21 protein-coding genes are annotated in these 19,501 nt (G+C 68.2%); 6 read left to right on the top strand and 15 right to left on the bottom strand.

Features of this window, described 5'->3' with window-relative positions; translation table 11 throughout:
* Positions 1-81: 81 nt before the first annotated feature.
* From BJ987_RS30615 to BJ987_RS30570, 10 genes are all read right to left on the bottom strand, one after another.
* Positions 82-1,329 (bottom strand): MFS transporter, encoded by a 1,248-nt coding sequence (locus BJ987_RS30615; RefSeq protein WP_209896553.1) that lies wholly within the window; start codon positions 1,327-1,329, stop codon positions 82-84.
* A 1-nt stretch (position 1,330) separates the two neighbouring features.
* Complete coding sequence (locus BJ987_RS30610) at positions 1,331-2,116, bottom strand: ABC transporter ATP-binding protein (RefSeq protein ID WP_209896552.1); 786 nt, start codon at positions 2,114-2,116, stop codon at positions 1,331-1,333.
* Positions 2,113-3,108 carry a FecCD family ABC transporter permease gene (locus BJ987_RS30605; RefSeq protein ID WP_245367633.1) on the bottom strand — a complete coding sequence of 332 codons (996 nt, stop codon included), beginning with the start codon at positions 3,106-3,108 and terminating at the stop codon, positions 2,113-2,115. The genes BJ987_RS30610 and BJ987_RS30605 overlap by 4 nt, the downstream gene beginning before the upstream one ends.
* 71 nt (positions 3,109-3,179) lie before the next feature.
* Positions 3,180-4,229 carry an ABC transporter substrate-binding protein gene (locus BJ987_RS30600; RefSeq protein WP_209896551.1) on the bottom strand — a complete coding sequence of 350 codons (1,050 nt, stop codon included), beginning with the start codon at positions 4,227-4,229 and terminating at the stop codon, positions 3,180-3,182.
* A 71-nt stretch (positions 4,230-4,300) separates the two neighbouring features.
* On the bottom strand, positions 4,301-5,572 hold the full coding sequence (locus BJ987_RS30595) for a Dyp-type peroxidase (RefSeq protein WP_209896550.1): 1,272 nt from the start codon (positions 5,570-5,572) through the stop codon (positions 4,301-4,303).
* Positions 5,573-5,574: 2 nt separating this feature from the next.
* Positions 5,575-6,210, bottom strand: coding sequence for a DJ-1/PfpI family protein (locus BJ987_RS30590; protein WP_209896549.1), 636 nt, complete (start codon positions 6,208-6,210; stop codon positions 5,575-5,577).
* A gap of 45 nt (positions 6,211-6,255) precedes the next feature.
* Positions 6,256-6,990 (bottom strand): HD domain-containing protein, encoded by a 735-nt coding sequence (locus BJ987_RS30585; RefSeq protein WP_209896548.1) that lies wholly within the window; start codon positions 6,988-6,990, stop codon positions 6,256-6,258.
* Positions 6,991-7,023: 33 nt separating this feature from the next.
* Positions 7,024-8,067 carry a nuclear transport factor 2 family protein gene (locus tag BJ987_RS30580; RefSeq protein WP_209896547.1) on the bottom strand — a complete coding sequence of 348 codons (1,044 nt, stop codon included), beginning with the start codon at positions 8,065-8,067 and terminating at the stop codon, positions 7,024-7,026.
* 109 nt (positions 8,068-8,176) lie between these two features.
* Complete coding sequence (locus BJ987_RS30575) at positions 8,177-9,160, bottom strand: GlxA family transcriptional regulator (protein WP_209896546.1); 984 nt, start codon at positions 9,158-9,160, stop codon at positions 8,177-8,179.
* Between the two features lie 20 nt (positions 9,161-9,180).
* Positions 9,181-10,119, bottom strand: a complete 939-nt coding sequence (locus tag BJ987_RS30570) for a GlxA family transcriptional regulator (protein WP_209896545.1) — start codon at positions 10,117-10,119, stop codon at positions 9,181-9,183.
* A gap of 200 nt (positions 10,120-10,319) precedes the next feature.
* Between BJ987_RS30570 and BJ987_RS30565 the strand changes: the two genes are divergently transcribed.
* The 4 genes from BJ987_RS30565 to BJ987_RS30550 all read left to right on the top strand — a co-directional run bounded on the left by BJ987_RS30565 (position 10,320) and on the right by BJ987_RS30550 (position 12,947).
* Entirely contained in the window at positions 10,320-10,748 is a 429-nt protein-coding gene (locus BJ987_RS30565) for a DUF6010 family protein (RefSeq protein WP_209896544.1), read from the top strand.
* A gap of 56 nt (positions 10,749-10,804) precedes the next feature.
* Complete coding sequence (locus BJ987_RS30560) at positions 10,805-11,554, top strand: Clp protease N-terminal domain-containing protein (protein ID WP_209896543.1); 750 nt, start codon at positions 10,805-10,807, stop codon at positions 11,552-11,554.
* Between the two features lie 114 nt (positions 11,555-11,668).
* On the top strand, positions 11,669-12,640 hold the full coding sequence (locus BJ987_RS30555) for an asparaginase (protein WP_209896542.1): 972 nt from the start codon (positions 11,669-11,671) through the stop codon (positions 12,638-12,640).
* An 88-nt stretch (positions 12,641-12,728) separates the two neighbouring features.
* Complete coding sequence (locus tag BJ987_RS30550; protein WP_209896541.1) at positions 12,729-12,947, top strand: EF-hand domain-containing protein; 219 nt, start codon at positions 12,729-12,731, stop codon at positions 12,945-12,947.
* An 83-nt stretch (positions 12,948-13,030) separates the two neighbouring features.
* Here the strand turns inward: BJ987_RS30550 and BJ987_RS30545 are convergent, their stop codons facing one another.
* From BJ987_RS30545 to BJ987_RS30535, 3 genes are all read right to left on the bottom strand, one after another.
* Complete coding sequence (locus tag BJ987_RS30545; protein ID WP_209896540.1) at positions 13,031-13,513, bottom strand: Dps family protein; 483 nt, start codon at positions 13,511-13,513, stop codon at positions 13,031-13,033.
* 100 nt (positions 13,514-13,613) lie between these two features.
* Positions 13,614-14,243, bottom strand: coding sequence for a LysE family translocator (locus BJ987_RS30540; protein ID WP_209896539.1), 630 nt, complete (start codon positions 14,241-14,243; stop codon positions 13,614-13,616).
* A 52-nt stretch (positions 14,244-14,295) separates the two neighbouring features.
* Positions 14,296-14,769 carry a DUF6194 family protein gene (locus BJ987_RS30535; protein WP_209896538.1) on the bottom strand — a complete coding sequence of 158 codons (474 nt, stop codon included), beginning with the start codon at positions 14,767-14,769 and terminating at the stop codon, positions 14,296-14,298.
* 9 nt (positions 14,770-14,778) lie between these two features.
* On the opposite strand from BJ987_RS30535, the gene BJ987_RS30530 reads away from it, so the two are divergent.
* Positions 14,779-15,117 (top strand): MerR family transcriptional regulator, encoded by a 339-nt coding sequence (locus BJ987_RS30530; RefSeq protein WP_245366202.1) that lies wholly within the window; start codon positions 14,779-14,781, stop codon positions 15,115-15,117.
* Between the two features lie 89 nt (positions 15,118-15,206).
* Here the strand turns inward: BJ987_RS30530 and BJ987_RS30525 are convergent, their stop codons facing one another.
* Positions 15,207-17,012: an arabinofuranosyltransferase AftB family protein gene (locus BJ987_RS30525; protein ID WP_209899339.1), complete on the bottom strand. Its 1,806-nt coding sequence runs from the start codon at positions 17,010-17,012 to the stop codon at positions 15,207-15,209.
* 359 nt (positions 17,013-17,371) lie between these two features.
* On the opposite strand from BJ987_RS30525, the gene BJ987_RS30520 reads away from it, so the two are divergent.
* Positions 17,372-18,217, top strand: coding sequence for a helix-turn-helix domain-containing protein (locus tag BJ987_RS30520; RefSeq protein ID WP_307869802.1), 846 nt, complete (start codon positions 17,372-17,374; stop codon positions 18,215-18,217).
* Here the strand turns inward: BJ987_RS30520 and BJ987_RS30515 are convergent.
* Entirely contained in the window at positions 18,198-19,391 is a 1,194-nt protein-coding gene (locus tag BJ987_RS30515) for an MFS transporter (RefSeq protein ID WP_209896535.1), read from the bottom strand. The genes BJ987_RS30520 and BJ987_RS30515 overlap by 20 nt on opposite strands.
* Positions 19,392-19,501: the final 110 nt, after the last annotated feature.

Genomic DNA, 19,501 nt, shown 5'->3' with positions numbered 1-19,501 from the left:
GATCGAGCCTAAGGCCGCCGAGCGTCGCGGGACGCCGAAGCCGACCGGGTCTGTGACACGCCACAACTGCGGCGGCCGGCGCTACCACTGTCCGCGGCGCAGCACGAGCGCACTCCCGAGCAGGGCGACGGCGATCGCGAACCACGGTGCGGCACTTCCCCATCCGGTGCTCGGCAGCAGATCGATCAGAGCTCCGGTGACGACCGAGCCGACCAGCACACCGAGTCCACCGATCGAGGCGAGGAACCCGAAGTAGGACCCGAGCCGGCGTTCGCCGGCGATGCGCGGCACCAGATCTCGGGACACCGGAAGGACGATCATCTGTCCCAGTGCCAGCAGCAGGACGAACGCGGCGGACGGCAGCAACCCGGGCACACCGTGCAAACGCGCGGGCGCGAGCAGCGCCGGCACCACGAAGGCGGCTGCCGTCACCGTCAATCCGAGGGGCAAAGCCGCGACCGTGCGCGCACGTCGGGTGACAGCTAACTGGGCGACGATGACGAACACCGACGACAGTGCGAAGAACCAGCCCAGGGGAGCCTGCGATCCCCACGCGCGCTCGATCTCCAGCGGCAACAGCAGATACATCTGGTTGTAGGCCACCAATTGGGAGCTCATCGCCACCGCGAACACGAGAAACCTCTTGTTGGCGAACACTTCTCGCCAGCCGTCGAGCCAGGACTCGCCGGCGTGCGCGCCGGGAGTGGCGGGCAGCCACCGCAGATGCGCTGCCAGGATGGCGACGAATACCCCGGCCCCGACCAGGCACGCGACGGCGAAATCGACCATCAGCAGCAATGATCCGACCAGCGGCCCGGTGCACGCGCCCACCTGACCGCCCACGGAGAACAGCGCGAACGCATCGGTTCGGGACAGGCCGCCGTCCTCGGCGCTTCCCGCCGCGCCGGCGAGCGCGCTCTCGACAGCGGGGGAGAACAGTGCGCCCGCGAATCCGATCAACACGGTCGCCAGCAAGATCCCCGGCACCGAGGTGAACACGGCCAGGCCGGCGAAACCCAGGATGCGGCAGACGCATCCGGTGATCACCACCGGTTTCACACCCCACCGGTCCGCGAGCGAGCCACCGACGAAGAACAGCCCCTGCTGCGAGAAAGTGCGCAACCCGAGCACCGCGCCGACGAACGCGGCACGCAACCCGAGATCGTCGGACAGATACACCGACAGATACGGCAGCACCATGAAGAAGCCGACATTGAACGCCAGCTGGGTGAGCACCAGCAACCGGACGGCAGGGGATGCCGCGGCGAAGTTCGTCAGCAGCGGCCATCGGCCGACGAGGCGTCCGGTCCGGGGCGTAGTGCCGCGCACCTCAGTGTGCGGTGACCGGAACCGGCCCCGGTTCGAACAGGATGGACAGCCGCCCCTTCGCCTCGTCCACGAGGACCTCCGCGCGCACGTTGTAGACCCGCGCGATCAACTCGGCGGTCAGCACCTCGGCGGGCTGCCCGCCCGCCACGACCCGGCCCTCCTGCAAGACGATCACCTTGTCGCAGAACATGGCCGCGAGGTTCAGGTCGTGCAGGGCGATCACGCTGGTGACCGGCAATCGCTGGACCAAGGCCAGCAATTCCAGCTGATGATGGATGTCGAGATGATTGGTCGGCTCGTCGAGCAGCAGTTCCCGCGGTTCCTGGGCCAGCGCGCGGGCGATCTGCACGCGCTGCTTCTCCCCGCCGGAGAGCCGATGCCAGAGCCGGTCCGCTTTGGCGGTGAGGCCGGTGTGCGCGAGCGCGGCCGACACCGCGGCCTCGTCGGCGGTCCGATTCCCGCCGAACGCGCCGCGGTGCGGAATGCGCCCGAGGCGAACGACGTCGCGCACGGTGATGTCGACGTCGGTGTCGGCGTGCTGGCTCACCACGGCCACCGCCCGCGCGATCTCTCGGCGCTTGGTGGCGGCGACGTCGTTGCCGTCGAGGGTCACGACACCCGAGGTCGGGCGCACGACACCGTTGAGCAGACGCAGCAGCGACGACTTGCCCGACCCGTTCGGCCCTAGCAGGCCGACGGTCTCGCCCTGCGCCGGCGTCACCGTGACGCTGTCGACGACGAGCGCGCCGCCGCGATTCCAGGTGACGGTGTTCGCGTGCAAACTCACTGCGCACTCCTACGCCGGGACAGGAGGACGATGAACGCGGGCACACCGACCAGCGCGGTGCCGACGCCCACCGGCAACGGGGTCGGCGCGAAAGCCACGCGGGAGACGGCGTCCACCCACACCATGAATACCGCGCCCAGCAACGCCGTCGCGGGAATCAACCGGCTGTGCCGCGGACCGACCAGGAACCGGGCCGCGTGCGGGAGCACGAGTCCGACGAACCCGATCGCACCGGCAACGCTCACCAGGGTCGCGGCGATCAGTGCCGTGACGATCAGCAACAGGAGCCGGACCTTCCCGACGGCGATGCCGAGCGAGGCCGCGACATCGTCGCCGAAGGAAAAGGCATCCAGCACAAAGGAATAGCGCAGGCACACCGCCGTTCCCAGCAGCACCACCACCGCGCACAGCGTCACGTCGTCCCAGCGGACGCCTTCGAGCGAGCCGAGCAACCAGAACATCACGCCCCGGGTCTCGTCGGAGTCCGCGAACGCGAAGATGACGAACGAGGTGAGCGCCGAGAACAATTGCGTACTGGCGACGCCGGCGAGGATGACGCGATCATTGCTGCCGCCGGACATGCGGGCCAGCAGCAACACCAACCCGAACGCGACCAGCGCACCGAGGAACGCACCGCCGGACAGCCCGAGCGCGGCCCCGCCGATACCGAGCACCCCCACGATCACCGCACCGGTCGACGCGCCGGAGGAGATGCCCAGCACGAACGGGTCCGCGAGCGGGTTCCGCAGCATCGACTGCATGATCACGCCGCAGATGCCGAGTCCGGTGCCGCACGCGGCCGCCACCAGCGCGCGCGGCAGCCGTTCCTCCCAGACGATCGCGTCCTTCGATACCCGCACCGGGATGTCCGCGAGACCGAAGTGATTGAGCAGGACGTCGCGGACGTTCACCAGCGAAACATCCGCCGGACCGAGCGTCACCGCGACGAGAACCGACAGCGCGAGCGCGACGAGCCCACCGGCGACGACCAGCGACCCGACGACCCATGGCCGTCCCCGAACCGGTTCGGGGACGGCGATATCGACGGTGTCGCGGGAGGCGGTCAGTTGGGCGCCTTCAGCTCACGAAGGCCGGCGGCGACCTTCTCGAGGCCGTCGACAGCCCGGATGGACGGGTTCATCTCCGCACCGTGCAGGGCGATGTACCGCTTGGCGCGTACCGCGTCGAGCGTGCGCGTCACCGGATCGGATTCGAGGAAAGCGATCTTGTCGGACAGCCGGTCGCCGGGGAAGCGGTTGCGCAGCAGGTCGCCGAGGACCAGGACGTCCGGGTTGCGCTCCACCAGGGTCTCCCAGCCGACAGCCGGCCAGTCGTCGGTCAGGTCCGAGAACACGTTGGTCGCGCCGACCGTGGTGGCGAGCAGATTGGCCGAACCGAGTCCGCCGCCGACATAGGGGCTCTTGGTGTCGGCGAACCAGAACGCCATCGACATCTTCGACTTCTCGATCCCCGCGATCGCCGCGGCCTCGCGAGCGCGCAGTTCGCCGACGAGTCGCGCGCCCCGCTCCCGCACGTCGAACACGGTCGCGAGCTCCGTGATCTCTTGATACAGCGATTCCATCGCCAGCGGTGTGGTGCGCTTGCCGCCGCCGTTGATGCTGATGCCCTTCTCGCAGTCGGTGGGCGAGAGGTAGGACTCGATTCCGGTCTCGGCGAAGCGGGCGCGCTCCGCGACGCCGCCTTGTTTGAAGTGCCGGCCGAACGACGCGGTCACGAAGTCCGGGTCGGCATCGAGAACGACCTCGTAGGTCGGCGCGTTGTCCGCGAGCCGCGGCACCGCTTTGTTCGCCTCCGCCAGGTTCTCGCGAATGGGATCGGTCCACGACGCGGTGCCGACCACACGGTCACCGAGCCCGAGGGACAGCAGGATCTCGGTGGAGCCCTGGTCCAGCGAAACCACCCGCCGCGGCGCGGCGTCGAGGGTGACGGTCTGGCCGCAGTTGTCGAGGGTCAGCGGATAACTCGTGCTGCCTTCCCCGCCCGCCGCCGCACCCGTACCACCGACCTGCTCGGACTCTCCGCAAGCGACGAGCACACTCGCCAACGCCGCGGTAACGCACACCAAACCGATCCGGCCCACAGAAAACTTCACGTAAGTAACCCTAACCTAACGTGGTTTGCCGGTCGGAATCCCGGCTGCTCATGGGGGCATCCGGCCGCCGCTCAGAGGTCGAGAGCGGCGGCGATCGGTGCGCCAGGGGCAGCGCCCGGCGGGATGGCGAACAGTGCGCTGCCGGTGTGCTGGATCAGCGGCGTCAGCGGGTCGGTGGCGGCCATGAGTCGCTGGGCCCGGATGAATTGGCCGGGCGGGTTGTTCTGGTATGCGGCGAACAGGAGGCCGACGTCGAGTCGATCGTGGCCGCCGTGCGTATGGTCGGCATCGGTCCCCGGTGCATGGCTGTGCGGTGCGACTGCTTCCGTATCCTGGTCGGCGGTGGTGAGCAGGCCGTAGTCGTAGTTGTAGCCGCGGCGCAGCATGGGAATGCCGTGTACCAAGCGCACATGGGCATCGGCCGGGATGGCGAGATCCCCTCTGGCGGTACGTGCTTCGAGATCGATCGGATCGAATTCGCCGTGCGCCCCGAGTGGAGCGCCGTCGCTCCGTCGTCGCCCGATGATCTGGTCGTGGACCACCGTCGGTAGCTGGTCCCATTCGGCGGTCCGCATCCGGATCTTGCGGAACACCAGGTAGGTTCCGTTTCTGAACCAGGCGGGCTCGGCGGGGGAGTCGACCCATACCGTATCGGCGAATTCCCGGGTGCCGGAAGCCGGGTTGGCGGTTCCGTCCTTGTGCCCGAACATATTCCGTGGTGTACCGCCGTCGGCCGGTCGGCTCAGGAAGCCCTGCTGGGTCCAGCGCATCCGGGCCAGGCCGGGCATGCCCGCCCGCAGTGCGCGGAAGGTGTGGCTGACGATCTGGGCGTCGTCCGCGCAGATCTGCACCAGGATGTCTCCGCCACACCAGGCGGGATTCAGTGCGTCACCGGCGAATTCGGGCAGCGTCCACAGGTGCGCCGGTCGCCGGTCGGCGAGCCCGAAGCGGTCGTCGAACAAGGCCGGGCCCAATCCGAAGGTGACGGTCAGATGGGCTGGATTCAGGCCGGTCGCGAAATCGGTGTGCGCACTCAGTCCCACTGGCGTGTCCGGCTTTTCGGGAGCCGGGTCGCCTGCGGTGAGCGCGGCGGCAGTCGCGGTCCAGGTCGCCAGTAGATCGCGCAGCGCGCCCCGATCCGGCCGTGCGATATCGCATGCGAGAAACAGTGCGTGCGATTGGGCGCGAGTGGCGATACCTGCCTGATGCTTTCCGTGGAACGGCTCCACGGCGGGAGCAGGGGATTCAGGCATGCGGGTAAGCACGGCACCGGCGGTGGCCGCGCCGGCCGAGGCGAGCGCCGTCCCGACGAGCGCACGCCGGGACAGTCGCTCCGGAAACATCCTCACTCCCAACCACTTCCGGCCGTTCCGGGGACGGTAAGGGGCTCGTCGGCGAGATAGGGCGGTGCGGGATCGTACTGGATGACGCGGCGGACGGCCCGGGCGTGGTCGCGACCGTGCAACGCCCCGACCAGCCACAGAGCGCTGTCGATCCCGGCCGAAACCCCTTGGCTGGTAACCAGATTGCCCGACACGACGTAGCGGGCGTCGCGGACGACGGTGACCTCGCCGAGCCGCTCCAGATCGTCCTCGTATTTCCAGTGCGTGGCCACTCGGCGGCCCCGGGCCACTCCGGCGGCATGGAGCAGAAACGCGCCGGTGCAGACGCCGGTCGTCCAGGCGGCGGTCGCGGCGGTGCCGGCGATCCACTCGGTCACCACCGGGTTGTGCGGCTGGATGACGCGGGCACCGTACCCGCCCGGGACCAGGAGGACGTCCAGCGCGGGATGATCGTGCACCGTGTGGTCGGGCAGCACTCGCAGACCCTTGGCGCAGCGCACGACGTCGGGCGTCTCGGCGACGAGTACCGCGGTATCGACGTCGCCGCGCAGCCTCGAGGAGGCGGTGAAGACCTCCCAGGGTCCGGCGAAATCCAGCTCCTCGACCTGGTCGAAGATCAATAGTCCGTAGGTTGTCATATCAATTCTCCTGTAGCACTCGTGGTTCGGCACGTTGCTGGACGATCAGTCCCCCCAGCGGTTGGTCTCCAGCACGGTGTCCCAGCTGAACGGCGCCAGTTCCGGATGCCGGAGCCGCAGAATCTCCCCCGGCAAGCTGCCGGGCGGCGCCTTACGTGGATCGGCGACCACCTGGCGCTCGACCGAGGCGGTGAGCGCGCGGACGCCGCCGAGGCGTGGATAGACGGCGTGCACATGGTCGGCGAATCCGGGCGGCAGATCCTCCGGGCCACCGCTCAGATCGAGGCCGATTCCGGTCACCGAGATCCAGATTTCGGCGGGGCGGCGGCGCCGGTAGACGGGGGAGTCGCTGAACCCGGAGGTATGCGCGGCGATAGCGTCCCAGATGATGTCGACCCGGTCGTCGGTGATGCCGCGCGCCTCCAGATACTGTGCGGCGTAATCCGCGCCGTCCATCTCGAAACGTTGTGCGCCATTGGCCCTTTCGGACAGGCCCAGGTCATGCAGCGCACAGATGAGGAACATGGTCTCCTCGTCGTAGTCCGTCCCCGGTCGCAGTCCGCGTTCGGCCGAGACGGCGCGACCGAACAGAAACCCCCGAACGCTGTGATTTCGTAGATGCGGCTCCAGCGCACCGGTGATCATTCGTAAGGCGTCGTCGGCCAGCGGTGTGGCCGGAAGGGCCAGCGGGTCCGCGTTCGCCCGCGCTCGGGTGGGCATGGAAACCGCCGCGGTGCCGGCGATTCCGGCCGCGATGGCGGCACGTCGGGATAGTGACACAGGTGTCTCCGCTCGAGGTCGCACGGTGCCGCGTCAGACCGAGAAGTAGGGGTCGTCCAGCACGTAACGCCAAGATCCGTCGCTGCCGCGCCGGGCGATTTCGGTAGACGCGGATCGGACGGGCTCGCCCGTGCCGGACACAATGGCGTCGTTGGCGATCAACGCGAGTTCTCCGGCGACGTGGATCCGGCGGGAGTGGAGCTCGATCTTCGCCCCCGAAGCGATCATGGCTTCGAGCGCCGTCCGGATCGCCGCCGTACCGGCTTGCCGCACACCGGGACCGGTGAACAGTACGGCCGCGGGTTCATACAGCGACATCAACGCGTCGAGGTCGCCGGCGTTGAAGAATCGCGCGAACAGCGCCGCCAGCTCGTGCGGGGTCGCTGCCCCGACAGCTCCACCACCGACTCGGACCGGCCGGTCGTTCCAGCCCGCGTTGTCGACGATGTCGAACCAGGTCACCGTTCCGTGCGTGGGGTAATACAGCTGACACACCTGACCGGGAAAGGTGAACGAGCTGCCCTTGGCCGGATTGTCGCGCACCTGCCGGGCCAGCATCTCGCCGAACGCGTATCCGAGGTCGTGGCGCGGCCAGACGGCATGAACGCGATCGGCGAACCCGTCCGGCAACAGCTCTCGGTCGCGGCCGACGATATCCACACCGGTGCCGCGTTGGACCAACGCCTCGATCGGACCGAAGCGGTGTGCGATCCCGTCGCTGGTGTGCAGCGCCACCGCGTTCCAGACGGTCTGCACTCTGCTTTCCTCGACACCGCGGCCGCGGAGAAATTCCGCTGCGGCATCGGCGCCGTCGACCTCGAAACGCTGATCGCCGTTGGCGTGCTCGGTCGCGCCCAGGTCGTGCAGCACGCTGCCGAGATAGAGCAACTCCGCGTCGTAGTCCGCGTCGGCGCGCAGTCCCTCCGCGGCCGCGACCTCACGTGCGAACAAGTAGCTGCGGACGCAGTGGTTGTAGACGAGCGGCGGTGACACCCGGGCGACCAACTCGTCGGCCGCGACGGCGAGATCGGTTGTGGGGAATCCGAACTGGGCCGGATCGATGTGCTGAACAGTCATTTGAGGGTCCTTCCGACGGTGCCCACCCAGTCTCGGGTCGTCGAAAGCGGTTGCCCAGTGGCCAGATAGCCACGTACCGCGCAATTCTGGCCAGGGGGTGGTCTCCGATCTAGCCCGCCATCCGGTCCTCCCGGGCAACCTCCCGATGCTGAAAACTGTTGCGGTACGCCTGCGGCGACGTGCGGGTCACTCGTGCGAAGTGATAGCGCAGCGTGGTCGCGGCGCCGAATCCCGCTTCCTCGGCGATGCGCTCGACGGACAACTCGGTGGTCTCCAGCAACTGCTGCGCCCGATGGACGCGGGCGCGCAACAACCATTGCAGCGGTGTGGTCCCGATCTCCGCGCGGAAGCGGCGATTCAAGCTCCGCACGCTGATGGCGGCGTGCCCGGCGATGTCGTCGAGCGTCAACGGACGGTGCAGGTTGCGCTGCATCCACTCCAGCACGGGTCGCAGCGAGACATCCGTGCTCTCGGGATCGGTATGGGCGATGAACTGCGCTTGCCCACCGTCCCGCTGCGGCGGCATCACGAGGCGCCGGGCGGTGTCGGCGGCGACCGCCGCCCCGAGATCCTGACGCACCATGTGCAGGCACAGATCCAGGCCGGCGACGGCGCCGGCCGAGGTGAGCACCGCGCCGTTGTCGATGAACAGCACCGACGAATCCACCTCCACCCGCGGATGCCGGCGCGCCAGCTCCGCGGCGTATTCCCAATGCGTGGTCGCCCGCAGCCCATCCAGGAGTCCGGTGGCGGCGAGGGTGAAGGCGCCGACACAGACCGAGGCCAGCCGGGCGCCGCGCTCGGCCGCGGCCAGGAGGGCGTCGACGACGAGTGCGTCCGGCTCGCACAGGAATCCGGCCTTGCCGGGAATCATGACGATGTCGGCTTCGGCGACACTGTCGATATCCCACTGCGTCCGCAGCTGGACCGCTCCGTGCACGGGAGCGACGGTGGCCGAACGGCCCTTCGCCACGACCCTGATGTCGTAGTGGTCGCTGCCCGAGATCGAGTTCGCCGCGCCGAACACCATGCCCGACAGCATCACCTCGAATCCGAGTACGTCATCCAATGCCAGCACTGTCACGATCGCCATGGCCAGAACTTAGCGGGCGCTCACCTGAAGGCGCGGCGGTAGGCGTTCGGGGGGACGCCGACGGTGCGTTTGAAGTTGTCGCGGAACGCGGTCGGTGAGCCGAAACCCACCTGCGCACCGACGCGTTCGACCGTGTGGTCGGTGGTTCCCAGCAGATGCTGGGCGCGGCGGATCCGGGCGCGGTGCAGCCAGCGCAGTGGCGTGGTGCCGGTCTGCGTGCGGAACTGCCGCAACAGGGTTCGGGCGCTGGTGCCCGCTTCGGCGGCGATCTCGGCGATGGTGAGATCGCGGGACATGTTGTCCTGCAACCACAGCAGCAGCGGCTCCAAGGCGGTGCCGTGCGGTGCGGGCGGGAGCTGCTGGACGATGAACTGGGCTTGTCCGCCTTCGCGTTCCAGCGGCATCACCGACAGCCGCGCCGCGTCGGCCGCCACGGCCGAGCCGTAATCGCGGCGGATCAGGTGCAGACACAGATCCAGTCCCGCCGCCGCACCGGCGGAGGTGAGGATCTGGCCGTTGTCGACGTACAGCACGTCCGGATCGACCTCGACCCGCGGATAGGTGGCCGCCAGCAGGTCCGCCACGATCCAATGGGTGGTCGCCCGCAGTCCGTCCAGCAGGCCGGTGGCAGCCAAGGGGAAGGTTCCGGTGCAGATGGAGGCGATTCTGGTGCCCGCCGCGGCGGCGGCGCGGATCGTGTCGCGCACGGCCGGCGAGAGCGGCGCGGTCGGATCGGCGACGCCCGGGACGATCACGGTATCGGCGGCGGCCACGGCCTCCAGGCCCCACGGTGCCCGCAGCGTGAACGTGCCCGCGTCCACCTCCGGCCGCTCGGCGCAGATGTGGATCCGGTAGGCGCGGCGGCCGTCCGGCAGGCGGGTGCGGTCGAAAACCTCGACGGGGGTGGACAGATCGAAGGGTATGACCCCGTCCAAGGCCAGAACCGCGACCGTGTGCATGGCGTGAAGCTACCCCATCACCGGATTCGGGTCATCGCCGTGCACGGCCGATAAGGGCGACGACAACGCTGACCGGACCTCGATAGCGGCCGTGGCGTTTTTCCGTGGATACCTGACGAAAATGCCACTGGGACCCGTCCCGGCCGGGCGATAACTTCGTGTCCGATTCACCCTGAGCCGCTACGAGGAGTTGCCCGGTCATGCTGTCCACTGTCGCCAATATCGTTGTGCCGATACTGATCGGCGGCGTCTACGCCGTGCTGATGTCACTGATCCGCGAACCGCATCGCCGCAAGTTCAACGCGATCATGGTCGCCGGTGCCGGAGCCGCCTATCTCAGTGGCGGCGGCCTCGGCGCCTGGGAGTACGTGTTCGCCGCGGCGATCACCTACTGTGCGTTCCGCGGCCTGGATTCATGGACGTTCATCGGCATCGCCTGGCTGTTGCACACCGTTTCGGACATCTTGCATCACCTGAAAGGCAACCCGATCGTTCCCTTCGCGCACAATTCCTCCTTCGGCTGCGCGATTTGCGACCCTGTGATCGCGCTGTGGTGCCTGCGTGGCGGCCCCGATCTGCTTGCTTTCCTGCGTAAACGCTCCGCCGAGCCGACCTTTATTGATAAGTAACCCCAATAGGGGTATATATGGGGTTACTTCATTCTCCAGTAGCGGGAGGGCGCGCGATGCCCAAGATCAACGTCTATGTGCCGGACGAGTTGGCCGAAGCCATAAAGGTGACGGGTGTGCCGGTTTCGGCGATCTGCCAACGTGCGCTCGAGCAGTCGGTGCGGCGGGTGACGGCGATCCGCGCCACGGTGCTCGGCGATCTCGATACCGACGATCCGACCGCTCAGCTCGCCCGATTCACCGACCGCACGCGCGAGGTGATCCGGCTGGCCGTCGAGCAAGCACGGATCGAGCGCGGGCACGACGTCGGCACCGAACATCTGCTGCACGCCCTGCTCGCCCAAGGGACGAACCTGGCCGTGCAGGTGCTCCGCGCTATGGAGGTCGACCCCGCTCAGGTGCAACGCGCCCTTGCTGCCGCGACGTCATCCACGACCGCATCGACCACCGATTCGTCCGGGACCCGGTTCAGCGGTTCCGCGGCCAACGCGTTCGAGTTGACGGTGATCGAAGCGATGGCGCTGGGCCACAACTACGTGGGGTGCGAGCATCTGCTGCTGGGTCTGATCGGTGAACCCGACGGCACCGGCGGGCAGGTGTTGCGAGACATGGGTATCGACCAGCGTTCGGCACGCCGGGCAGTGGTCGCCGCACTGGCCGGATATACGCATCTGCGCGCCCAGTCGGCGGAGACGGCGACGACGGACGCGTCGGCGATGATCGCCGCGGTGGTGCGAGCGGAATTGCGCCCCGTGCTCGACCGGATCGAACGGCTGGAACAGCGTTCCGATGTGTCGCAGGGCTGAGTCATCTTGTCACAGAACAGGTATCGAGACCGTGCGGTGGCGTGACATCGTTCGAGCCGCCGCGACCTCCGTACTGTTCGCGATCCTGATATTGCTCATAGCGGGGATCCTCTGATGCCGCGCGTACTCCTGATAGCCACCGGCGACACGATCGCTTACCGCCTGCGTTCGACCCGGCCCGCGGTCGCCTCGGGTGCGCAACTGCTGGCAGCCGCGGGCATCGGCGCCACCGTGGCGGACGTCTCTGTCGAAGACGTGATGGCCGAGCCCAGTTGGGATACCTCACCCGCCACCATGCTGACCTTGGCGCGCCGGGTGCACACCGCCGTACTCGACGACGGATTCGATGCCGTGGTCGTCACCCACGGCATCGATACCCTGGAAGAGACGGCCTTCCTCACCGACCTGATGGCCGGTCCGGCGGCCCGGGCTTCGATCGTTTTCACCGGTGCCCTGCGCGCCCTGGACGATCCGCGCAGCGACGGCCCGGACAACCTGTCCGCGGCGCTCGCGGCGGCCGTCGATCCCGGCTCGCGTGGACTCGGCGCGCTCGTCTGCTTCGACCGCGAACTGCACGCCGCCCGCTGGGCGACGCTGGCCGACACGACCGGCTCGCCGGCGTACTCGTCGGCCCCGTATCCCCGCCTCGGCTACGTCGCACCGGGCGGTGAAATCTCCCGGACCGCTCCCGCGCCGCCGCGACCGCCCGATCTGGACGGCACACCGGAAACCGATGTGGCACTGATCAAAACCTACCCGGGCATGACCGCCGAAATGCTGACCACCACCGTCGATGCCGGGGCGCGGGGAATTGTGCTCGAAGGCACCGGTTTCGGGAACGTGCCTGTCGAACTGTTCACCGCCATCAGCGAATTGACCAGCTGGGATATCCCAGTCGTCGTGGCGTCGCGCGCCCGCACCCGCCCGGCCGCTGTCGGCAAACCCTTCGACGGCACCGCGATGGCTACGACGGTGGGCGCGATCAGTTCCGGGGGGTTGCCCCCGGCGCACGCCCGCATCGCACTGATGGCCGCGCTCGCGGGCGGCGGTGTGGCCGCGGCCCGCCAGTGGTTCGAACAGCTGTGAGACGGCCGCCGGGAAAACCTCCGGCCGAGGGCGAATGCGATACTCCGGTGGCTGATTCGATAGTCGGACGTGAACGAAGGAGTGGGTTATGGGCGGGTTTACTGTCGCGGAGGCCAAGGCGGTATTCGGGAAGGTCGACGCGAACAGTGACGGCTTCATCACCCTCGACGAGTACGCGCAGGCTGTGCAGGCGTACGGCTTCGCGAGCGAGTCGGCCAAGCGGGCCGCGCTGAGCATTTTGGAGAAGGCCGATTTGAACGGCGACAAGAAGATCAGCCTCGAGGAATTCCTGACCCTCGTCAGCTGAGGAAGTCTCCTCGGCCGAGGAAACGCGAAGGCCGGTCCCAGCGCAGTGCGCCGGGACCGGCCCAGGGGTCGAGCACGATCAACTCACACGGCTTGCGCCTGGAACATCCAGTGCTGTTCTTCGAGCTTGGCGGTGATGCCGATGAGCAGATCCTGGGTGACCGGGTCGGCGGTCTCGGTGGCTTGGATGTGCTTGCGCAGCTTGCGGACGCTGGCGTCCAAGCGGGACACGATCAGCGTGATGACCTCGCTGTCGGACAGGTACCCGGAGGGGAACTCCGTGGCGTCGGCGGCGACCGTGGCGGCTCGCCCGTCCGGCGAAATGCCTAGCGCGGCAGCGCGTTCGGCGACCGAGTCGGAGAATTCCCGGGCGCTGTCGACCAGTTCGTCCAGCTGCAGGTGCACCGACCGGAAATGGGGGCCGACGACATTCCAATGCGCCTGCTTGGCGGTGAGACCCAAATCGATCAGGTCGGTGAGCGCCTCCTGTAGGACGACGCCGACGACCTTGGTTTCGGCCTTGCCGAGTGTCCCGGCGATGGCCCTCTTGGACAGCGTTGCAGTCACGATCCGCTCCTCTTCAGGGTTGACCTTTTCTGGAACAATTCCATTTTAGCGTCGCTTATGCCCGACCGCCGGGTCTGGTCGGTCACATCTGTTCGAGCAGTCAATGGTCGGCTGCCAGCCGAACGCCCAGACCGATGAACAAGCTTCCGGTCGCGGCGTCGATTCGGCGCCGGACCGCCCGCCGTTCGCGCAGCCAGCCGCCGATGCGCCCGGCCAGGACGCCGACCGTGCCGTCGGCGAGAAACTCCAGGACGATGAGGACGGCCCCGAGGACGGCGAACTGTAACCACACCGGACCCGCCGCCGGGTCGATGAACTGGGGCAGCAGCGCCACCATGAAGGTGAACGTCTGGGGGTTCGCCGCCGAGGACACCACACCGTTGAAGAACGCGCGCCGACCCGGCATCGTTCCTGCGGCCGGATCATCGAGGTGGGCGCTTTCGCGCTGACGGATCAGCTGGATGCCGAGGTAGATCAGGTAGGCGGCTCCTGCCAAGCGCAGGATCGTGAACACGACCGGGAACGTGGTCAACAGCACGGCGAGCCCGGCCGCGGCCGCCACGATATAGAGCGCGTCCCCCGTGACTATCCCGAGTGTGGCCAGCACTCCGGCGCGGGGCCCGCCGCGCATGCCGCATCCGAGCACGAACAGCATGTCCGGTCCCGGTGTGACCAGGGCGACGATCGTGGTAACCGTGAAGGCGGCGAGCAAATGCGGATCGACGGGCATTCCGGTGATCTTGGCGCTTGCCGCCCGTCCGGGCAATCGGGACAGGTGACGGCTAGCCTGCGGCAGGTGTCCGGCGGGACGCTCGCCGCCGCGCCGCGGCGTGTGCCGCGCGCAGGAGGGCGATCGCGGGCGCGGTCGTTCGGACGTCCGGGTTGATGATCGCGATCCAGCCCTGGCGGTGATACACCGGATGCGGGAGGACCGTATCGACCGCGGTGAAATCGACTGCGGGAGAAGGCTGCTCGCGCGGATCCGTGCCGAGCAATTCGGTGAATACACGCCTGCCGACGTGGATGTTCAGGCGCCACCGTCCGGCCGGATCGAGGTCACCGGAACTGTCGTCCGGATAGTTCTTCGTCACGATCGTCGCGTACGGCTGTTCCCGCTGGGGTAGCTGCCCGTCGGGTGCGTAGTAGAAGAAATGATCGCCCCAGGCGATCTCCGGGAACGGGCCGCCCGGCTCCGGAGCGAGCTCGAGTACCCCGTCCGCACTGCGGATCTCTTCGAGAATCTGGTCCATACTCATGGTTCGAGCATGAAGTTGAAGTGCGCCGGAGCACTCGGTCTCCGGGCGTCGACGCTGCGATTCTGGGAGCAGGCCGGGCTCATTACGCCCGATCGGGTTCGAACCCGATCGGGGTCGGCCCGCCGCTACCACCTCGCGGCCATCCGAGACGCGCGCATCACCACCGCGTTGCGAGCCGCCGGCTATGGCATCCCCGATGTGTACCGCGCCCTCACGGCGATTCGTGACCTGCACGATGTAAGTCACTCCCTCGCGGCACTCGACGATCGCCTGCACGCGATCGCCCAACGCGAATTGGCACTCCTGCGCGCGGCGGCCACGCTGGGCGAGATCATCCGCTGCCAGTAGCAGGAGGCCGATGGCCGCGCGACCTGATGTTCTGTTCGACAAGCACTTCGGCGCTTCCGGTGCGGATCCGCGGCCCTGGGTGACGGCGGTCAGTTCGGTGTGGGAGACGGGAGATGGCAGCGCGCGATCTCGTAGCTGGGTATGCGATCGATCCGGGTGCCCGCGAACTCGAGTGACTGCACGATGTTGCGCCGGAATCGGGTGAACGTCAGGGGTGCGCGCGCCGAGGCCAGCAGGTCCTGGGTGCTCGGGCAGGACATCGCTGTGCGCGCTCGCCGCACCCAGGTCTCATCGATGTGCGCGGGCAACCACGGGTGCTTGTCGACCATGCCGGTATCGACCACCGCCCAGCCCGCATTCAAGTTCTTGTCGTGTCCGATGCGTCCGTCGGTGAGGCGGTCGGTGTGCGCGGCCAACGGATACGCCAGTCCGATGGGGTCGATGACGCGCACGGACAGTGGCAGGTTCATGCTCGTCATGCCGAGGTTCAGGAAGTACACGGTGTGTCCGGCGCCGCCTTCGGGAATGGGCTGCGGCGGCGGCACAACGTACCAATAGGTCTGATCCGGCAGATTCACGAGCAGTCCGCCATTGGGCGTCTCCGCCATGTCCCGCAGCATCGGCCGCATCCGCGGGTAATCGAGGTAGTCCTCGGCGCGAATGGGGTGATCGTGTCCGGTGCCCAGCACGTAGTAGACGCGTTCGTCGACAATGCCGTTCGCGCCGATGTCGGTGCCGTCGGTCAGGGCCGTGGTCCGCGCCGCCGCTACTGCCCAGGCGGCGATGCCCAGCAGGGCCGCGAGCACGACCACGAAAGCCGAAGGGAGACGCCGCCTTCCCGGCGCGAACGCCTCCGGCTTCGGCACCGGCAGGACCATGACCGGCAGCAGCAGGCAGAACAGCTGCGGCAGCAGCATGCGGCCGTGCATGAAGTCACCGCCGACCCGCAATTCGTACACGATCAGCACGACGCCGCCGCCGACCATGACGGCGACGACGGCAGCGGGGGAGCGCAGCCGATCACGCCACCCGTCCGGTGCGCTACGGCGGCCCTTCCGCTGCCGCAGCACGACGACCGCAGCTCCGGCCACGAGCAGCAGCGGCAGCCACAGCCGGTACGGCCCGGCCAGATCCCACAGGTAGATCCACCCCTGCGGCCACTTCGCTCCACCGGCCTCCTTGGCGACCGCGGTATTCGGGTAGGGCAGGCCGTAGTACCCCATCCGCCAGATCTGGTAACCGACCGGCGCGGCCCCCGCTATACCGATCAGCAGCATCCGGAAGACCCACGGCCGCAGCACATTCCACGGAACCGGTGCGCAGAACAGGACCAGCAAAGCCAACCCGCCGACCACCGTGAGCTCCGGTCGGATCAGGGGCGCGAGCCCCGCCCAGAACACCGGCGCGACGACACCGCCCGCGTGCTGCGACCACCGCAACAGCAACCACCACAGCACCGCCGACCACGCGATGACCAGACCGGTCTCCAGTCCGGAGGTCGCGTAATCGGCCGCCGGTGGTAGCGCGACATAGACGATCGCGCCGGCCGGCACCAGCGGTGCCGCCGCGGGCCCGCCCCACAATCGCGACGACCCCAGCATCGCCACGACGATCGCCAGCACCGACAAGCCGAGCGCCAGTCCGAGGGCGACGTACTCGAGCCGCGCCTGGGTCAGCCAGCCGAAGAACCAGACGAGATAAGTCCACGCCGTACTCGTGCTGGTTTCGACGCGTTCGTCCAGATTGAAGACCGGGCCGTTACCCGCCAACAGGTTTCGCACAGTGCGCAGCACGATCAAGCCATCATCGGAGATCCAGCGGCGCTGCCAGGCGCCGGCGGCGAATCCGGCCGCGATCAGCACCACCCCGCTCGGGAACACCGCGCGCGCGAGCATTCCGGGCCGGCGCGACGCGAGCTCCTGGTCAGGCTGTAGGTCTCGGATGCCGCCGTCGAGTCGCGTTGGCGAGGAAGGTAACACCGACAGCGACACCTGAACCCTCCGATCCCGTGCGAGGAGACCCGTCGCGCGAATATGACGGGTGGTTTACGTTGGATGGTAGGACGTTTCGTGGCTAGCTCGACAGCAGGTTCGTTGATCTGGAGCCGCGCACCCTTCCGGCGGTGCGCTCGACCGACGAGGCACCAAGATAGCGGCTCGTTTGTCATCGATCGCACACCGCCTCCGGGCAGCGGGATGCGGTTCCGGCCGTTGATACCGTGCATCGTGCTGGAGTTCGACATGAGGGGTATACGGTGACGCAGGTCGCGGGAGTGCGAGGCCTCGATGACGTCCTGGCCGGTTTGCAGTGGCGCTTCGCGGGACGCGATGAGTTCGAGTTGGCCGCGGGTCAGTGGGAGTTCCTGGCCGAACCCTGCGCGCTCGTCGTAGTCGACGGCCTGGTTCGCGTCGAAGGTCTCAGCGTGACCGAGGATTTGGCCGGCGGGGACTTCCTGTTCGTTCCGGGTGCGGGCCGATTCGCGATCAACGCGCTCGCGCCGGGCAAGGTGCTGTGCGCACGGCTCGAACCGGTCGGCAGTGCCGGCGCCATGGCCGCGTTGCCGCAACGGGTGCTGCTGACCGATTTCGTCGAGCACGCACCCCTGGCCGCGACGATGATGCGCCACCTGGTCGAGCAATGCCCCGATCCGTTCGGGGTGCAGGGCGACCGGGTCGCCACGTTGATCACCTCGATGGCGATCGAATCCTGGCATGCTCGGGGCTGCGCGCCGCAGCGGTGGCTGCTGAAGGTGCACGAGCCGGGGGTGGCGCGGGCGGTGGCCGCCATGCACGCCGATCCCGGGCAGGAGTGGACCGTGGCGGCGCTGGCCCGGGTGGCGCTGGCCTCACGTTCGGGGTTCGCCGCCCGGTTCCAGGCGGCCACGGGGCTCACGCCCGGACGGTATCTGACCAAGCTGAGAGTGGAACGGGCGCAACGCCTTCTGTCGGAAAGCGACATGTCGATCGCGACGGTGGCCCGCCGTCTGGGCTACCGGTCGGAGACCGCGTTCGGGCGGGCGTTCCGGCGGCAAACGGGCCACACGCCGTCGCAGTGGCGGCGGGTGGCCCGGGGAACATCGGCTAGCGCTGGGCCCGACTGAGCGATGCTCGCACCAGCGCGCCGCCGAGTACCGCCGCAAGGGCGGCGAGTCCGTAAGTGGCCGGGAGGCCGATGCTGTCCACACCGCGCCCGCCGACAGCGGAACCCAGGATGATCGCGGTCTGGAACGCGGCGACGATCAGCCCGCCGCCTGCTTCCATACGATCCGGCAGCACCCGCGACACCCACACCTGCAAGACATTCAGGATGCCGCCGAACGCGCCGCCCCAGAGGAGCACCGCCAGGTAGCCGAGCACCGGAAGGGACCCGGCGGCCATGATGACCAGCAGCGAGACGCCGATGGCTACGGGTACCGCTACCAGCAGAACGCCGAGTCGCTGGTCGGCCAGCGATCCGAGGACGAAATTGCCGATCAGCCCGCCGACGCCGAACAGCGCGAGCAGCACTGGAATCACGGCCGGACCGGCATGCAGCAATTCGTCCAGGGCCGGGCGGATGTAGGTGTACCCCGCGAAGTGCCCGCCGATCAGCGAAACTACGCTGACCAGGCCGAGTGCCACTCCCGGCGCCCGCACAGCGCTGGCGAGTGCGCCGAATCCGACGCCCTCGCTGGGCGCGATGGGCGGCAGCGTCAACCGGACCGCGACCGCGGTCGCCACCGTCAGCCCCGCCGCGACGACGAATGTCACCCGCCAGCCGGCATAGGTGCTCAGGAGCACCCCCAGCGGAACTCCGGCCACCGTGGCCACCGTGGTTCCGGTGTTGACGATCATCATCGCCTTACCCAGCCGCTCGGCCGCCACCAACTGCGCGGCGATCATCAGCGCCATCGACCAATACCCGCCCACCGCCACTCCGAGCAGCAGTCGCGCGATCAGCAGCAACACGATGTTCGGCGCAAGCGCCACAACGACATTCGACACGGCCGCCGCGATGGTCAACCAGATCAGCAACGTGCGCCGATCCACCCGCGGGAACAGTGCCCCCAGCGCGAGGGCGGCCATCAGCGCGGTCAGTGCCGTCGCGCTCACCGACAACCCGACCACTCCTTCGGCTACCCGGAGGTCGTGCGCGAGCGTGGTGAGTACACCGGGCGGCAGGAACTCCGCCGTCACCAGTGTGAAGCTACCGAGGAACATGGTCAGCAAGGCCGGCCAGGCCGCGCCGCGTGCGAGCCGCGGCGCCGCGGTGCCGGTTGTCGATGTCGTGGTCATGTCGAGTACAACAGCCCGGACCCGCCCCGCGACGCGACTGAAACGCCACAGCGATCGTCCCGAACGCCAACGTTGGGTCTCGGGAACGGCGCGAGTTCGACTTACAGTGT

Origin of the sequence: Nocardia goodfellowii (assembly GCF_017875645.1) — a bacterium.
Classification (GTDB): domain Bacteria; phylum Actinomycetota; class Actinomycetes; order Mycobacteriales; family Mycobacteriaceae; genus Nocardia; species Nocardia goodfellowii.
Note: the sequence above shows the minus strand (reverse complement) of the source record. Positions and strands in the feature narration are given on the sequence as shown.

Coding starts and splice junctions, on each gene's coding strand:
- BJ987_RS30525 (WP_209899339.1), bottom strand. CDS start 17,012: ATGCTCGCGCGCGCGGTGTTCCCGAGCGGGGTGGTGCTGATCGCGGCC.
- BJ987_RS30595 (WP_209896550.1), bottom strand. CDS start 5,572: ATGTTTCCGGAGCGACTGTCCCGGCGTGCGCTCGTCGGGACGGCGCTC.
- BJ987_RS30535 (WP_209896538.1), bottom strand. CDS start 14,769: ATGAGTATGGACCAGATTCTCGAAGAGATCCGCAGTGCGGACGGGGTA.
- BJ987_RS30580 (WP_209896547.1), bottom strand. CDS start 8,067: ATGACTGTTCAGCACATCGATCCGGCCCAGTTCGGATTCCCCACAACC.
- BJ987_RS30530 (WP_245366202.1), top strand. CDS start 14,779: ATGAAGTTGAAGTGCGCCGGAGCACTCGGTCTCCGGGCGTCGACGCTG.
- BJ987_RS30590 (WP_209896549.1), bottom strand. CDS start 6,210: ATGACAACCTACGGACTATTGATCTTCGACCAGGTCGAGGAGCTGGAT.
- BJ987_RS30575 (WP_209896546.1), bottom strand. CDS start 9,160: ATGGCGATCGTGACAGTGCTGGCATTGGATGACGTACTCGGATTCGAG.
- BJ987_RS30555 (WP_209896542.1), top strand. CDS start 11,669: ATGCCGCGCGTACTCCTGATAGCCACCGGCGACACGATCGCTTACCGC.
- BJ987_RS30570 (WP_209896545.1), bottom strand. CDS start 10,119: ATGCACACGGTCGCGGTTCTGGCCTTGGACGGGGTCATACCCTTCGAT.
- BJ987_RS30550 (WP_209896541.1), top strand. CDS start 12,729: ATGGGCGGGTTTACTGTCGCGGAGGCCAAGGCGGTATTCGGGAAGGTC.
- BJ987_RS30515 (WP_209896535.1), bottom strand. CDS start 19,391: ATGACCACGACATCGACAACCGGCACCGCGGCGCCGCGGCTCGCACGC.
- BJ987_RS30560 (WP_209896543.1), top strand. CDS start 10,805: ATGCCCAAGATCAACGTCTATGTGCCGGACGAGTTGGCCGAAGCCATA.
- BJ987_RS30540 (WP_209896539.1), bottom strand. CDS start 14,243: ATGCCCGTCGATCCGCATTTGCTCGCCGCCTTCACGGTTACCACGATC.
- BJ987_RS30565 (WP_209896544.1), top strand. CDS start 10,320: ATGCTGTCCACTGTCGCCAATATCGTTGTGCCGATACTGATCGGCGGC.